Source organism: Rhizobium binae, assembly GCF_017357225.1.
In the GTDB taxonomy this organism is placed as follows: Bacteria; Pseudomonadota; Alphaproteobacteria; order Rhizobiales; family Rhizobiaceae; genus Rhizobium; species Rhizobium binae.
Window position 1 is genome coordinate 129363 of sequence record NZ_CP071605.1, and the last position, 15899, is coordinate 145261.

The 15899-nt window shown below is 58.1% G+C and carries 10 protein-coding genes and 1 pseudogene; 4 read left to right on the forward strand and 7 right to left on the reverse strand.

The features are described from left to right. Positions 1-62 precede the first annotated feature (62 nt). The 3 genes from J2J99_RS22585 to J2J99_RS22595 all read right to left on the reverse strand — a co-directional run bounded on the left by J2J99_RS22585 (position 63) and on the right by J2J99_RS22595 (position 4597). Entirely contained in the window at positions 63-1733 is a 1671-nt protein-coding gene (locus J2J99_RS22585; RefSeq protein ID WP_168298033.1) for a GNVR domain-containing protein, read from the reverse strand. Next, entirely contained in the window at positions 1705-3750 is a 2046-nt protein-coding gene (locus tag J2J99_RS22590; protein ID WP_168298035.1) for a glycosyltransferase, read from the reverse strand. The genes J2J99_RS22585 and J2J99_RS22590 overlap by 29 nt, the downstream gene beginning before the upstream one ends. Before the next feature lie 118 nt (positions 3751-3868). Beyond that, on the reverse strand, positions 3869-4597 hold the full coding sequence (locus J2J99_RS22595) for a sugar transferase (RefSeq protein ID WP_168298037.1): 729 nt from the start codon (positions 4595-4597) through the stop codon (positions 3869-3871). Between the two features lie 325 nt (positions 4598-4922). On the opposite strand from J2J99_RS22595, the gene J2J99_RS22600 reads away from it, so the two are divergent. Both J2J99_RS22600 and J2J99_RS22605 read left to right on the forward strand, forming a co-directional pair. Continuing rightward, entirely contained in the window at positions 4923-5993 is a 1071-nt protein-coding gene (locus J2J99_RS22600) for a glycosyltransferase (protein WP_168298112.1), read from the forward strand. Further along, positions 5990-7375 (forward strand): polysaccharide biosynthesis/export family protein, encoded by a 1386-nt coding sequence (locus J2J99_RS22605; protein WP_375337279.1) that lies wholly within the window; start codon positions 5990-5992, stop codon positions 7373-7375. Before J2J99_RS22600 ends, J2J99_RS22605 begins: the two co-directional genes overlap by 4 nt. Before the next feature lie 415 nt (positions 7376-7790). On the opposite strand, the gene J2J99_RS22610 is transcribed toward J2J99_RS22605, so the two are convergent. The 4 genes from J2J99_RS22610 to J2J99_RS22625 form a co-directional block, all read right to left on the reverse strand. Continuing rightward, on the reverse strand, positions 7791-8813 hold the full coding sequence (locus J2J99_RS22610) for an NAD-dependent epimerase/dehydratase family protein (protein ID WP_168298039.1): 1023 nt from the start codon (positions 8811-8813) through the stop codon (positions 7791-7793). Next, positions 8803-10440, reverse strand: a complete 1638-nt coding sequence (locus J2J99_RS22615) for a GMC oxidoreductase (RefSeq protein WP_168298041.1) — start codon at positions 10438-10440, stop codon at positions 8803-8805. Before J2J99_RS22615 ends, J2J99_RS22610 begins: the two co-directional genes overlap by 11 nt. A gap of 181 nt (positions 10441-10621) precedes the next feature. Beyond that, positions 10622-12046 carry a hypothetical protein gene (locus tag J2J99_RS22620; protein WP_168298043.1) on the reverse strand — a complete coding sequence of 475 codons (1425 nt, stop codon included), beginning with the start codon at positions 12044-12046 and terminating at the stop codon, positions 10622-10624. Next, positions 12036-13151, reverse strand: a complete 1116-nt coding sequence (locus tag J2J99_RS22625) for an acyltransferase family protein (protein WP_168298045.1) — start codon at positions 13149-13151, stop codon at positions 12036-12038. The genes J2J99_RS22620 and J2J99_RS22625 overlap by 11 nt, the downstream gene beginning before the upstream one ends. An 822-nt stretch (positions 13152-13973) precedes the next feature. Between J2J99_RS22625 and J2J99_RS34100 the strand changes: the two are divergent. Both J2J99_RS34100 and J2J99_RS22630 read left to right on the forward strand, forming a co-directional pair. Then, positions 13974-14320: pseudogene (locus J2J99_RS34100) on the forward strand (phosphomannomutase); the annotation flags it as partial. A 33-nt stretch (positions 14321-14353) separates the two neighbouring features. Continuing rightward, the gene (locus J2J99_RS22630) at positions 14354-15781 is read left to right on the forward strand and encodes a mannose-1-phosphate guanylyltransferase/mannose-6-phosphate isomerase (RefSeq protein WP_168298047.1); all 1428 of its coding nucleotides are present in this window, start codon (positions 14354-14356) and stop codon (positions 15779-15781) included. Positions 15782-15899: the final 118 nt, after the last annotated feature.

Genomic DNA, 15899 nt, shown 5'->3' on the forward strand with positions numbered 1-15899 from the left:
TCGCCATTGTCAGAACGTAGGGCGACCTCTCGAGAACTTTCATTTCATTCCAGCAGGGTCGCTCATCCCCGCGCGCGGTTGAGGACGGTTCCGACTACGTTGGCGCCGGCGCGGCGAAGAAGCTGAACAGACTCCGAAACTTCCTCGATTGTAGTCTTGCCAGCGCGCGCCACAATCAGAACCGCATCCGCGTAGCTTGCCAGCGCAAGCGCATCCATCGAATGGCGAAGTGCCGGCAAGTCGAGAAGCACGTCACCGCGTGAACGGGCTGCCTCGAAGATGCGTCGAACATGCGGGTTGCGAAAGTCGGTGAAAAGATTGGCATTGGCATCTCTGGAATGGATCGGTAGCACCGCGACCCCTCCCACGTCCTCAAAGGAAAGCTGTTCGGGCATAAGACCGGCAAATGCGGCACCGGCAAGTGAGACAGCGGGTAGATTGTCATCAAAGGCGCGGACATCATCGCCATGCGCAGCCTTAAACAGTGTCACCTGCCGGCCGCTGCGGCTGATGATCTGTGAAAGGCTGGTGCACAGGGTCGAAACGCCGGCACCCGACGTCCACCCGACAACCGCAATTACAATGCTTTTTTCATTGCGCAGGCTTGTGCAGGCGATTTCGACTGAGGTGCGCACGTCGCGGATGGCAGATACGAATTTCTGTTCTTGTGGGCTCGTGATACGCCAGGGAACACCTTCGACGCCCGGAACGTCCGGGATTGAACCCAGGCACAGGATTTCCGTCTCCCGGGCGAGCTCTTTGGCGCTTCGGACGCGGCGGTCAAGCGCCATTCGGATAACGACCACAGCAAATCCAAACAGCAGTCCGACCACGCCGCCAAGCGCGATGATAAGCGATTTTCTCGGCGCTGATGGCCCAAGTGGCGGCAGAGCGGCTCCAATGATGCGGGCATCAGCATCGGGTGTCGCAATTGCCGGCAACCCGCCTTCATGCATGGCTTCGCGCGCAGCGTCGACCTGTCGCGCAAGCGAGTCGAGGCGTCCTTGCAAAGCTTCGGTGCCTGCGCGTGCGATTTGCTCCTTGAAGGCCACTGTCTGATAAATATATCCGGAGACCGTCGCGTTTGCGACGCGGGCCGGTAATTTCGGATCCGAAGAGGAGTACTCGATCTCGATGACGAACGATTGACCGACGCGACGCGCATTGAGGCGCGACATGAAGTTGGCGAACGCCGCCCGGTCGGCCTCATTTGCAAGCTCTATGTCGGCACTGCCCTCCACAGGTTCCGATCGGTCAATCCTTGCGCTGTCGGCTTCGCTCTGCCCTCCCAGGCGCAAGCGTAACCCATTGACGAGCCGACCGATCAAGCTTGGCTGCTGCCGCCCGACCTCCGGATCATCCTGCAGGTTCAGGCTCTCGAAGACTGCCGATAGCAAGCGCTCTGACTTTATCGTCTGAAGCTCGCTGTCAGCGCGATTGAGATCGAGGATTTGTTGGGCGCCGGCCTCGCCGCCGGAGATTGCCGATTGGCGTGGTTCGAGCAACAGCGTTGCGGTGGCCTGATAGGTTGGCGGCAGGGAATGGGCATAGAGCGCGGCAAGCAGCAGACCCCCTCCACAGCAGACCGAAAGAGGAACTTTATGACGTGTGCCAAGGTCAATCAGTGCTCGCAACAGTGCAATGGGACCGTCTCCGGTCATTTCCGATTGCGTCTCGTTCACCCGCCAAAGCCTCGACGTCATATCAATAGGGCGGGGTCTGTTGAACATCATTCGTGCTCCTATCGTCCAAGTGGTTGTGGGTTGTCGGCGCTGCGATCGCGGCAGCACGCTCGGGCTCGAGACGACCGCGCAAGGCGTCGAGGGCAGCCAGGAGGTTGCCCTTGGCCCGACCACGCCGGTCAATGAATGGTTCCGGCCAGACGGCACGACCGAAGTTACTGGCGGCATTACGGAAGATCTGACCGATAACCTTGGGCAAGCTCATCGTGCCCTTTTTCATCATGTAGATCGGATTAATGATCTGAGAGTATCCAAGTCGCTCGCCGCTGACCCTGCCGCTCTTCACCCCCATGTGGACGCCAAAGGCGAGGCCCGACTTCACCAGCCGGCCACCGCGCTTGGCGAGGGTTGCGGCAAAGTCGCGGTCCTCCAACCAGCCATAGAGAACAAGGCGCTCGTCGAACCTGACATTACCGATTGAGGAAAATCGAAAGGCCATGTTGCAGCCGTAGGGGCTGAACGGTTCCAACCAGGTCGCCTCCGGTTGGCCAGCCGCCACCAGCTGAACCGCATCCCGAAACGAAATTCCTGGTCCCTTGATTCCATCCGCGAGGACGCCTCCCGTAAATGCTGCAACCTGGCTTTCATCGCGGAACGCCTGTACAGCACTGGCGAGCCAGTTGCCGTCGGCGACGAAGTCGTCATCGAAGAATGCAACCACCTCAGTTCCCGGTTGAACATGCCGTAACGCGCTGTTGCGTTGGGCGGCAAGCCCTGGGGGCCCCGTGATGATTGTCACGTCAGGATGCTCGGCCAAATCGCCGGCATCGGAAGGATCCACACAGGAGATAAGCACCGCTTCGGGTTTCAAGCTTTGTGTGGCGAGAAAGTGACGCACGGTCGCCGCAACGATGTCCGGGCGCCCGCGGGTCGCAAAAATGACACTGACCCGGGGAGAATTCGCGTTCGCTGCGGCGTGGCACTTCACCTCGGCTCCGGGGTTGTCGATGAGTTCCAGATAACCTTTTGCCGTTCGCTCCCACGAAAATTGTCGAACCTGTTCGCGACCTCGACCGGCGAGATCTTCTCGTAGTTGCTGCGACGATTGGAGCGATCGGATGTGCGCGATCCACTCGCCGGGTTCAAATGGCGATGCCACGAGAGCCGCATCGCCGCAAACCTCCGGCATGCTGGCGCAATGGGACGCCACGACCGGGCAGGATCTCGCCATTGCTTCCACGATCGGCAATCCGAAACCTTCCGTCAGCGAGGGGAATGCCAAACATAGGGCACGATCCATCAGATGGGCCAAGTCATGATCGGTCACCCGCCCGAGAAGGAGAACGTTTGGCTGGCGAGGCAAGGTCTGTGTAGCAAATATGCCGTCGCCACCGCCCGCGATGACGATGTCGAGATTCATGTCCTCAAGCTCAGGCGCGATTTCAATCAGCAGAGACAGGTTCTTGTGGAGGGCTCGCGATCCCAAAGCAAGAACGAACGGACGCGGTGTGCCCCTCGAGGCCAATAAGTCTGGAGCCAGTTTGGCCAAGGATGGATCCCAGTGCAGCGCATGCTCATGGCCATTGGGAAGAACGGCGATATCCGACAGGCGGATCGGTAGGTGCCGTGCCAGCTGCCTGGCAGCGGCATGAGAAACGGATGCGATCCGTATCGAGCGCCGCACAAGCAAGGGCTGGAGATTGTGATAGAGGACGCGAAAAGATCTGCTGTAGCTCTGAGGTGCCGCAAATATGTTTGCATCATGAATGCAGACAATTTGGTCGGCTTTTGCAACGGGGGCGGTATTGCACAGATTGAGAAGCCGGTGAGTGCCGCTGAGACAGGCCAGTTCGGTCTGCTCCCAAGCATGGCCGGTCAGTTGGCCAGCCTTTTTTAGCCGTATCCGTTGCAGCTGCAATTCTGATGCGTTTGCGGGAACGAGTATCGTCGATCCGTCCGACGCAACAGATTCGTCCATGGCTTTGACGACATTGCGCGCATAGCGTTGGACGCCCGTCATGTCCTGAGTGAGAAAGCGGCCATTGATTGCAAATGTGCTGGCGGCCATTCGAATATCTCCTGGACAACCGCGCGCTCCGCATGCGGTGCCTCCTTTGAAGGTCCAAATCATACTCGGATTCAGCAGCGTCCCAGGCCGTTGGGGCTTCGCTTGCCAGGCGCCGGTTTCAGTAGCTGCCGCGCGAGCGCAGCACGGCTGGGATCGTCTTCACCATGATTGACAGATCGCCGAGGACACTTTGCTCTGTGACGTAGCGGACATCCAGTTGGACACGTTCGCTGTAGCTGATGTCGCTGCGTCCACTGACCTGCCACAATCCTGTTAAGCCGGGACGAACCTTGATGTAGTCGGCATAGTGAACGCCATAGAGCTCAGCTTCGCTTGTAACAATCGGTCGCGGGCCAACGAGGCTCATTTGCCCGCAAATGACATTGAAGAGCTGAGGGATTTCGTCGATACTGCTCTTGCGCAGGAGCGCACCGAACGGCGTCACCCGCGGATCATCCTTCAGTTTGCGCGTCTCGTTCCATTCCGCCCTGAGGTGCGGATTTGCAGCCAGATGCCGGTTCAGAACCTCGTCGGCATTTCTTACCATCGTGCGAAACTTAAGGCATGGAAACATGACACCGTTCCTGCCGATGCGACGATGGGCGATGAAAATGGGGCGCCCTTGCAAGACCAGCAGAACCGCGACAAGCATTAGGATCATCGGCGCCAGGACCAGCAAACCAACCGCCGCAATTGTTGCGTCGATCGCGTACCTGAAGGTGGCGAAAACGGCAGAAAGGATTTCATGTCCCATCACGCCGGACTTTCGGGACCTCGGCGGCCGGTGAGAATGTAGCTGCGCCTTGTTGAACCTGTCGAGATTCCGACTGAGATCAATTTCCCTCATCTGCGTATTCCCCTTTGTAAAAGCTTAGACTTCGGGCACTTGCAGACAATGCCGTCATGGCATGCACAAGATAGCTAACAAGTATTAAACGATTTGACAATATTTTTATTGCACTGCACTATATAAACTGTGCAGCGCGGGAAAGAGCACGGCACGCGGTGATCCTTCTTATGTCTTAACTGCCTAATATAGCTGCTTACAGTCTCATTTTTAATCGGGACACCGGCAAGAGTTACCCCCGCACTGCATGCCATAGTAATATCGTTAGTTTGGTTTCGAGGAGCTTGGCGTGCGAATAGCGATTGTTCATTACTGGCTGGTGGGAATGCGTGGTGGTGAGAAGGTTCTCGAAGCGCTATGCGATATTTTCCCGACCGCCGACATATACACGCATGTCTGTGATCTTTCCGCCATTTCCAACAGCATCAAGAAACACAAGATACAGACGACCTTCATCGGCGCACTGCCGTACGCGAAGCGGATGTATAAGCGCTATCTTCCTTTGATGCCCATGGCGCTGGAGCAGATCGATCTCGGTGCTTACGATCTTGTGATCAGCAGCGAGTCGGGGCCGGCGAAGGGCATCATACCAACGTCGCCGGCATTGCACCTTTGCTATTGCCATTCGCCAATGCGCTACATTTGGAATATGTACAACAGGTACTACGACAGCTCCGGCTTGATGACACGGTTGATGATGCCGCCCATGGCCCACTATCTAAGGACATGGGATGTTGCGACGGCATCCCGCGTAGATGATTTTATTGCCAACTCCAGTACCGTGGCGCAGCGGATCAAGAGCTATTATCGACGCGACGCGGCTGTCATTCATCCTCCGGTTGATACCGCCGCCTTCGGCCCGGTCGCCCCCGCTGAAGTTGGCGATTATTATCTGATGGTCGGGGAGCTCGTCAGCTACAAGCGGCCCGATCTTGCTGTCGAAGCCTTCAATCAAATGAAGGCCAAGCTTGTCGTAATTGGTGGTGGCGAAATGCTCGATCACCTCAGGCGGCTCGCTGGACCGACCGTGACAATTCTGGGCGCCCAGCCCTTTGATGTCCTTAGACACCACTATGCCCGCTGCAAGGGGCTGGTTTTCCCCGGAGAGGAGGACTTCGGGATTGTCCCAGTTGAGGCGATGGCAAGCGGGCGCCCCGTCATTGCATTCGGTAGGGGCGGCGCAACGGAGACTGTGGTGAACAACAAAACAGGCGTCTTCTTCGAAACTCAGACAACCGAGGCGCTGATCGATGCGGTTGAGCGCATGGAACGACTGGACTTCAACCCAGCCGACGCGGTTTCGCGCGCAGCAGACTTTCGCAGGGACGTCTTCGTGGATCGCTTCCGTAGCTACGTGGCGCAAGCCACCGGGACCGCCTTGGCGGAGTCGGCATGACGCCCACCGGAGTGCCACAACATCGCAACTGGAGCAGCTGGATGCAGTTTCCCTTCTTACGTCGTTTGATCCACGGAAAATCGCTCACTGCCGTGTGGGGTAAAACGAGCTTGAGTCGCAAGGCAGCGACATGCGTCGCCGTCCTGTCGATTGTTGGTGCGGGGGGTGCCGTTCACGCTGGCGAGGAATACGTTCCGGGGCCACAGGACACGTTGAAGATTCGCGTTTACGAATGGCGTCCGAGCACTGGGACTGCGTATGAATGGGCGCCCCTGACCGGAGATTTCGTCGTCTCTTCGGCAGGCAATCTTTCCCTGCCGATCATCGGTACCGTTTCAGTGGCCGGCAAGACCCTGGAGCAGATATCTGAAACGATCGGGCAACGACTTCAAGGTGAAGTAGGACTACAGAAGCGACCCAGCGCTTCTGTCGAAATTTCCTCCTATCGGCCATTGTTCGTAACCGGGCTGGTCGCAAGTCCGGGCAAGTACAATTTCAGTCCAGGGCTGACGGTTATACAAGCGCTGAGCATGGCCGGCGGGATCGGTTCGACCGATGCTAATGTGATTGGCCTGCAGCGCGATGCGCTGTCCAGTCGTGGCCAAATGCGCGAGCTGGAAGCAGAGCGACTGGGTCTCGTCGCGCGTCAGGCTCGCGTTGATGCCGTATTGAACGGCGCCACTTCGGTCGTCTTCCCGCAGGAGCTCGTGTCGCGGGCGAAAGAACCACGTTTCTCCCGAATGATGCAAGAAGAACAGTCCTTGTTCGAGACGCGCGAGCGTTCGATGATGACGGAGATTGACGCGCTCAACCGTGCCAAAGTGCTCGCTAACAACCAGATCGCGGCGCTAAAAGAGAAAGGCGCATCACTCGCCAAGCAGATCGATCTGGCGAGCAAGGATCTCGATGCGGTCAACAAGCTAGCCTTGCGAGGTCTGACGCTGTCGGCTCGCCAGCTTGGCGCCAACCAGAATGTTGCCGAGCTCGAGAGTCGTAACCTCGACGTCTCGCTTGCAATGCTCAAGACCGAGCAGGACCTTGCCAGGGTGGATCAGGATATTGCCGACGTGCACAATCGCTACCGCGTCAATGCACTGACCGAAGCGGCCGAATTGCGTGACCGGTTTGCCTCAAACGGCGAAAAGATCCGGACAGCGCGAGACCTCTTAAGGAACCTGGAGCTCCGCGCGCCGTCGGCCATGGCGTCACTCGCTCTTGAGAACGGCCCGTACACGTTCCTGATGACGATCAACCGCGTCGTCAACGGCAGCATGCAAACCCTTGTTGTCAGCGACAATGATCCTGTCATGCCCGGTGATGTGCTCAGGGTGGAGCATCGGGAGGAACCCGCTGCAACCGCAACCGACGTCAGTAGCAATTAACCGGCTGGTCGTTCTTCGACCTCTACCTCTGCGCAATTTGAGCTTGCCACAAAACAGGAGATACAGGATTATGACCAGTTAAGGGCGATACCGGACTGGGAGGTCGGAGCAACCAATGGGCTGGGCGCTTGTTGTCTCATTCATAATCGGCGCAGTCTGTGGATTGCGTATGCCGGTTGTGATTTTCACTCTGGTTGTACTCGTCGTGATGGTTGTCTATGCAAGCATCAGTTACTCGACGGGAGTCCCGCTAGCCCGTGCAATCGCCTGGGGGTTTGTGTTTGCTGCGGTCCTGGAGGCGGGTAATATTTTCACTCACCTGCTTCTGTATGTTTTCTACACGCGACGAGCCGATGACGCGCGCAAACGCACTCCACAGGAGTTGCAATCGAAGTATCCAGCTGACTAGTCCAATCTAGACCGGGCTATTGTGCCCGATAAGATCAGCCCGTCGATCCATCTGCGCCTCTTTCTCCAATCTGGCAAGCGCGAGCTGTTCTGCTTTCTCCATCCCGTATTTGAATTTGTATCCCGCCGCTTTCAGGCGTTCGCCTGAAAAACGCATGCGCCACAGCGGGTTTCTGATTGGCAGGGAATGGAAGCGGACGAAGTCGTGGAGCCAGTCGACGACCCAAGGAACGCTGACGACACGATAGCGACGGTCCCCACTTGCGGCAAAGGCCTTTCGCATGAAGTCGATGTGCTTGGGCGTGATGCGATCGTCCTCGGCCAGGTTGTAGATCTCAACCCGCCCCGGCTCACCTACACCCGCAAGCCCCCGCTCCATGCACCAGATGAGCGCATCGGAGACATCGCCGACATAGATATGATGGGCATGGCGGTGTGATGCGAGCATGCGCTTGATGATGTTCCAATCGCGTACGCCGATGATCTGTTCGATATCGACGACAACGGTCGGCCGTAGCGCAATGCATCGCATCTGGTCGGCCACGCGAGTGATTGCCCTTTCGCCAGCAAGCTTCGTGCGACCATACTCGCGCACATAGTCAAGCGCCCAGTATTCCGAGGCGACGTCCCGCTCAAGGGAAAGAACGGGCGAGCTCTCAGAGATTGAGACAGAACGACCGCTGCCATATACCGCTACAGAGCTCGTGTAGCAGAAGGCTCGTACGCCGGCATCCTCGGCGGCACGCGCCAAGCGTTCCGTTGCCGTTTCGTTGACAGCCCTCATGCGATGCTTTTTGCCAATTTCGGCCGCCAGATGGAGGACCGCGCTGCAGCCTCCGACCACGGAATTGAGATCCGCGTTACCGGAAAGATCAACCTGACGCCACTCCAGCCGTTGGGTGCTGTCGGATGGCGGCTGCGTCTGCGATGTCGTGGCTCTAACGCGATAACCGCGGTCAAGCAGATCGGCGACGACAACGCGGCCAATCCGGCCCGTTGCGCCGGTCACCAGAATAGTTTCATCCGGCATGGGCCATCTCCGCAAGAAGAGGGCGATGCCGCTTGTCCTTCAGATGATCGGCTAAACGGATCGCCATGGCAACGATCATCTGAGTAGGGTTGCAATGGCCAGCAGTCGGAAAGACTGAACTCCCCGAGACATAGAGTCCCGCAAGGCCGTGAACCTGACAATCAACGTCGACGACCCCTTTTTCCGGACTGCACGACATGCGCGTCGTGGCGGTTGGATGGGCTACGTCGACGAAGCTTTCCGGAATGGGTGCCCTGTCGCGCACCCAATCAGCGAGCACCGGCTGCGGAAAGCCGATCCTCGCCAATTCGGCCGCGGTCAGTTCAGCCATGCGATGCATGGTTCGTGCCTCGTCCGGATGGCTGCGCCAGTCGACTTTCGGCAGGCGCATACCGAACCGGTCGCGGCGCTGCGACAGGCTGACACGACTGTCCGGGTCGGGCATCTGCTCGCACATGCAATCCAACGTAAGTTCCCGCAACTTCCGCGGCAGGCCGTTGCGCGACCCGAAATAGTCGACTGCGCCGCGAGCCAATAACGGAACGTTACGCGCCACGCTCAAAATGTCCTGCGGCAGGCTTGGCTTGCGCGCCGCAAGACGTCGCAGAGAATCCCAGGGATCGTCGCGTGCAAGCACTTCGCCAAGCCAACCCGCACAATTGAGCAAGCGCTCGCGGCGCTGTATCGTCGGACTGAGCCTTAGACCGGCTCGAAAGAACCGGCCTCGCACATTGTAACGCCCGAAACGGCGCCGCAACGCCGCCGAATCAGACAAGGAAAAAAAGGCAGTCGGCCCGCGCAGGTGGTCCATCAGATAGCGCCCGACCTGATCGCGATCGTTGCCAAGAGCCGGACCGTCCGGCTCACCGGAGTTGAGCAGGATGCGTGCATTCTCAATACCCCCGGCACAGAGTACCACTGCGGCGGTTGAAAGCTTTTGCTTGCGCCCATCGTCAGTCGCGAACTCGAGGCCGCGAATGCTCGTGCGTGCATCGTTGGCAAGAACCTGCAGCACGGTAGCGCCAGTGACCAATGTGACGTTTGGGCCGAGATGCTTGCGAATATGACGCCCGAACCGCATATACTCAAAAGGATAGGACTCTGCCTCATCCCTGCTGAACTGCCAGAAGAACGGAAGCAGGAGATTTGCGTCGACCTCGGCCTTCGGTGCAACGCGCTCTGCGATCGACCAGAAACGTTGGTCGCTGTAACCGCTGCCGAGGGCGAGGCCAAGATGGGTCGCACTGCGATCCATGTAGGGTTCCAGTTCCTGCATGGCAATCGGCCATCCTGAATGGTCAACCCATTCCCGTTGCTCGAAATCGATCGCATCAAAGGGACCGCACCGGCCTCCCCAGGTATGCGAAGCGCCGCCCAGGATTCGGTTGCGCACGGACCATTGATCGCGGGCACGCGGCCGGCCGACATTTTCGATCTCGTTAAGAGCGTCTTTTTCAGGAGTGCGCTGCTCCCCGCCGCTTTCCAGCAGCACAACGCTTATGCCTGAATGGGACAGTTCGCGCGCCAAAGTAGCGCCGGCCGGACCGGAGCCTACAATGCAGACATCGCATCGCAGCAGCGGGAGGACGGTTTCCCCGGACGTGGGTTGCAGATTAATAATGAGCATGGCCGACATCCCCCCCTACATCATCGTCGACCGACCGGGGCAGCCGTCCCCCGCATGTCAAGGACGATACGCCTGCGATGCATGTCAGGGCGGCCTTCCGGCATTTCCTGAGAGGAATTTTCCTTACCATATTATCCACCTCGGGTCGTTCAAGTGTGAACCGGTCTTGCAGCCGTCACCGTTACGTGGAGCCGCGTGGCTCCGGCAAATCGCGGGAGGCATGAAGCCGAAGAAAGGGTGCCGTAGGCTCGATCGTGGCAGGTCGGCTGGCGGCCAGGCCTGCCAGGATGAAGAAGAGCAGGCCGAGGTCGACTGTCGGACCGACGACCATGGAGCCGGCGAGTAGACACAGGCAACCATTGCGTGCCGCCAGGCGAATATCGGCGACGTAACTCCTGGCCGGCGCGCCGCCATGGCCGAGCGCGGTGAATGCAAACATCAGAAAGAAGAATGCGCCGGGGACGCCGACGTTTGACAAGAGTGCCACCGGGAAGCTCGAAGTCCGCGCCGTGCCCAGTCCAACGCCGAGGCCGAAGGTATCGAGGAAATTCTGGAGGCCGTAAGTGTTCCAGGAACCACGGGTAAGGCCAGAGCTAGAAGTCGACTTGCTGAGGATGAGTATATCCACATAGTTGTGAACTGTGTTGAAGATGTCCTGTTGCAGAAGGATAACGAGTCCAGCAAGCAGCACCAGAAGCGGCGCGAGGACAGCGACGGTGGCGCTATGGCTGCTACCGGGACCGATGCCGCTGCGCCATACGGCGGTGGCGTAAAGGATCGCTAAACCCACCGGCGCCGCAACGAGCCCTGCAGAGGATGTTGACAGGATGATGAGCATTAGTGACGTGACGGCAAGGGGTCCGGTCCAACGCGAATGTCGTTGGCAAAGCCACGTTGTCGCGGTGAACCCAAGAGCACCGAGCGTCGTTCCGGCGAAGGCTGATGCCTCGGGCCATGAACCGACAATGCGCTTCATCCCGTTGACCTTGTCGTTGTCGTGAAAAGTGTACTGCGCGTTGCGGATGAATTGCAGCACGTCTTGGGCGCCAATAGAGCCGGTAACGACATCGAGCAGAGCGAAGACGATGTTGAGGGTCGCATAGGCGATCAAGCCAATGACAATGGCTCGGTAGCCTGCGAGCGTCGATCCGATAGCCACAATCAGCGTGAAGCAGACGAGATCTGCCGCCAGATAGACGGTCTGGGTGAGATTGCTGGAGACGGGCCCTAAAGGCGCCACGCCGCCGGTCAAGGGCTGCTCGGGTATGCCGAGCGGGATAATCGTTGTCGCATCGGCAAACAGCCGGGGTAGGAAGTAGGCAGATAAGCCGCCGTAAAGGACAAGGCAGGCCAACCAGAAGCCGGGTTGACCGAAGTGCAGAACATCAAACAGTGGCGCAGCGGGGCGCTTGCTGCGCATGGCAGCAACGGCGACGAACATCAAGAAAACATGCGCCGGCTGAACGCTCGAAGAGCCCAGCACGAAAGCCGCTGCTGCACCAAGCAGCGTCAAGCTGACGAAGGCCTTTATGGTTGCATCCTGTCCAAGTACCAGACAGTAGAGACCGAGCGCTATGGTGATGATACCGATAGGTTCAACGGCCATCGCCAGCCACACTCACTCGCGCGCTAGTGACCAGTTGAGCCGCTGTCCTTGGTTTGCCGGTCATTCCCACTATAAGGCCCTTGAACTTGAGGGCGTGCTTTTCGATGGCATGCCAGGAAAAAAAGGCCAGCAGTGCCGTCGCTGGCAACGCCAAGGCGATGTTGATGTACCACTCGCGATACTGGGGAAGGAGATGGGCAACCGCCTGCTGGACGGGGAACGCGTAGAGATAGATCCCATAAGAATAGTCACCGCTGGCGAGGAGCGCGTGCTTTGATGGTTTCGTCAGGCCAATGGCAACCGTCACATATGCAATGGGAAAGGCAGCGAAATAGGGCGCATAGGGCAGGTTCAGCATTGCGAACGAGACAAGTGCTGCAGCGGCCGCACGGACCGGCGTAACCGTCAGGCGATCGCGGCAGATAAACAGAACGACGCCAGCTAGAAAGCTAAGAAGGAGGATGCGCCCAGGCAACGCTCCGTCCATCGGCAGTTCCGCGGCCCCGCGCAGCACGTCGCGACCAATGACAGCTCCATGGGCAAGGAGCACGGCCGTTACCAGCAGCACTGGCCGATACACCAAGCCCATGACCGCAAGCACGGTCAGTACGATATAGCATTCCAGTTCGTAGGGGATCGTCCACAGCGAGACATTGACGGCGTGATAATAGGGATTGTCACGAAACAGGCCGGGGAGCAGGTACTGGATATGGCCTACGATGTTCAGAAAATAGGCCGAGAACTGAGGATCGGAAAAATAGGAGGCAAGCGGCTGTGTGGTGAACAGCGGCCCCAGCACCAGCGCACACAAGGTGACCTCAACAGCAAGCGCCGGCACGAGGCGTAGGGCGCGCAAACCAAGGAAGCGTCCGATATTACGCGTTCGCGAAAGACTGGCGCTGACAAGAAAGCCGCTGAGAGCGAAAAACGCGGGGAGGACGAACGTTACCAGCCCGCGTAGCGGCGGCTGGAACAAGAAGACTTCCCCAGCCTTGCCATAGGACACGGCAAAGCTGTGAATGCAAAGAACGGCTACGGCAAGAACCACTCTCAGGTAGTCGAAGCCGGTGGTATATCCATTCGAAAACCGCTCTCCGATCAACATGGTCTTTCTCCTGTCGCTGGGCGCCGCTGCAAAATGAATACTACGCTGCACTGCAGCATAGACGGTAAGTCAGCATTTGCAAGGTCACATACTGCATTGCGACAAAAATTTTACTGTGCTGCCTGGACTTGTTCGGAATGAAGGAACATCTTCACGCCGGCATGCTCCTACAATACACGCAATAGTCGGAAATATCTCGCAATTACAATGCTTTACCGATCAAATTGGACTTGTGCTGGTTCCCGTCATCGCGCAATCGTGCAAAGTAACATTGCTGCGGCGCAGTCGGAAAATCATCCATAAGATGGTCTGATATCGCATTTGTTGCAGTCATAACGATTCATTTCTGTTGCAAATCTCTACCAATCGTGAAAATCTTGGCATGATCGCCGGAGTTAATCATGATGAATCTCTGGGAAGTTATGCGCGCTCCTGGAAGTTACTGTCGAATGCTGACGGTTACGTTTGTGTTCGCGTTAATTACATATCTGCGCTATAAATCTGTAACATTGACGCTATACTATAGCATTATTTGCATATTTCTTATGCAGCTTGTCTATATTGGTGGCATCCTATTCCTCACATGGCGTGAGAGGCCGGGGCGCAGAGCAGACTGAAAGTTGTACGGACTGCATTGTTGTGTCAGTTCCGGAGAAGAGGAGAAGCCGGCCCTACGACACACGTTGAAGGATTGATGTGTGATGAAATTCGGGACAAGCGGGCTTCGCGGCCGTTCTGTCGATCTGAAGGGCCGGGCTTCGGCGCTTTATGCCACAGCCATCGGACATTGTCTGCTCGACAGTGGCATGGCGCCTCGAGGTCGATTGCTTTCTGCCCATTCTGGCGACGCTCTCACTTGCAGCATCCAGGCGGCAGTCGCTGTCGGTAATGGCTGTCTCCCACCATTTGCCGTTCGCCGCAGCCGACCGCCTTGAAAATTCCCGTTGAGACCAGGGTGAGGTTGATGGCTATCTTCGAAGCGGCTCTGCCAACCTCACAGCGTTCCTGCAGCCGATCGGCGAGATCGGCGGCCTTAGCGACATGGACGGGCTCCCTCCGGCAATGCCCCCGAAATGCGCTGCTATCTTGAGGCAGAAAGCGCAGCCGCAACTGCGGCGTTGCTGCAGACGAGCCTGGAACGCATCCGCTGGTGGGCGAAGGTAAACTGATCGAAAAACAAAAGATTTCCAAGGATTTTCGAAATGACGCAGAAGATCGTTCCCGTGATTCTGGCCGGTGGGAAGGGTACTCGACTCTGGCCGCTGTCGCGCGCCGCAGCACCGAAACAGTTTTTACAATTCATCGGCGATAAGACGCTTTTCCAGAAAGCGCTATCGCGCGTCTCCGACTGCACTCTCTACGAGGCTCCGGTTGTTGTCACGAACGAGGAATTCCGCTTTCTCGTCGCCGAACAGGCGCGCCAACTGGACATAGGCCTCGCCGCCATCCTGCTCGAACCGGTCTCCCGCAACACTGCCGCCGCAGTCGCAGCGGCCGCGACGCTGGTGCGCGATCGCTTTGATGAAAACACGATCATGCATGTGCTGGGCTCCGACCACGAAATCGCGGCCGATGACACCTATTTTGACTGCGTCCGCATCGCAGCCGCCACAGCCTCCGTAGGCAAGCTCGTGACCTTCGGCATCCAGCCGGCCGAACCGGCAACCGGCTATGGCTACATCGAGGGTGGCCAACCGCTGGCGACGGGTGCGTGCGTGGTGGCCCGCTTCATCGAAAAGCCGCTGCTCGCGAATGCCGAAGAAATGCTCGCCGCCGGCGGCTTCTATTGGAACTCCGGTATGTTCATGTTCTCGGTCTCATGCCTTCTCGATGAGCTGCGCACCTATGCTCCGGAGACGATAAGGGCCGCCGGAGAGGCCGTAGCAAACGCAACGACAGACCTTGATTTCACCCGCCTCGATAAGGCGGCGTTTGCCGCGGCCCCGAATATCTCGATCGACTACGCCATCATGGAGAAGACGAGCAATGTCGCCGTCGTTCCCTCGCCCTTTCAGTGGTCCGACCTCGGCAGCTGGGATTCCGTCTGGAAGAGCAGCAACCGGGACGAGCATGGTAACGTGGCAGCCGCCAACACCACCGTCGTCAATACCAAGAACTCGCTCATTATCACCCATGGCGTGCACCTCGCCGTCCAGGGCATGGACGATATCGCGGTCATCGCCAGCGAGGATGCCGTTTATGTCGGCAGGCTAGAGGACAGTCAAAACGTCGGAAATATCGTCAAGATGCTCGCCGCCGCCGCGTCGACATCGCAGCTGACCGAAACACACCCGACGTCTTACCGACCCTGGGGCGGCTACACGTCGGTGCTGAACGGCGATCGTTTCCAGGTGAAACGCATCTTTGTAACCCCAGGCAAAAAGCTGTCGCTGCAGAAGCACCATCACCGCTCGGAGCACTGGATCGTCGTCAAGGGCACGGCCGAAGTGACCGTTGGCGAAAACGTGCAGATGCTCAGAGAGAACGAATCCGTCTACATCCCGCTTGGCGAAATCCATCGCCTCTCCAACCCCGGCAAGATCCTGCTTGAACTGATCGAAGTCCAGACCGGATCTTATCTCGGCGAAGACGATATCATCCGCATCGTTGACGAGTTCGGCCGCAGCTGATCGGCGTCGGGGACCAAGGCAATCCGAGCAGCGAGACATGTCATGCCACAAGTAGAGCGGGCAAGAGAATGGACGGTGGTCTTAGAGACGGTCGGGCCTCTGTTTCAGCGCTTGCGAA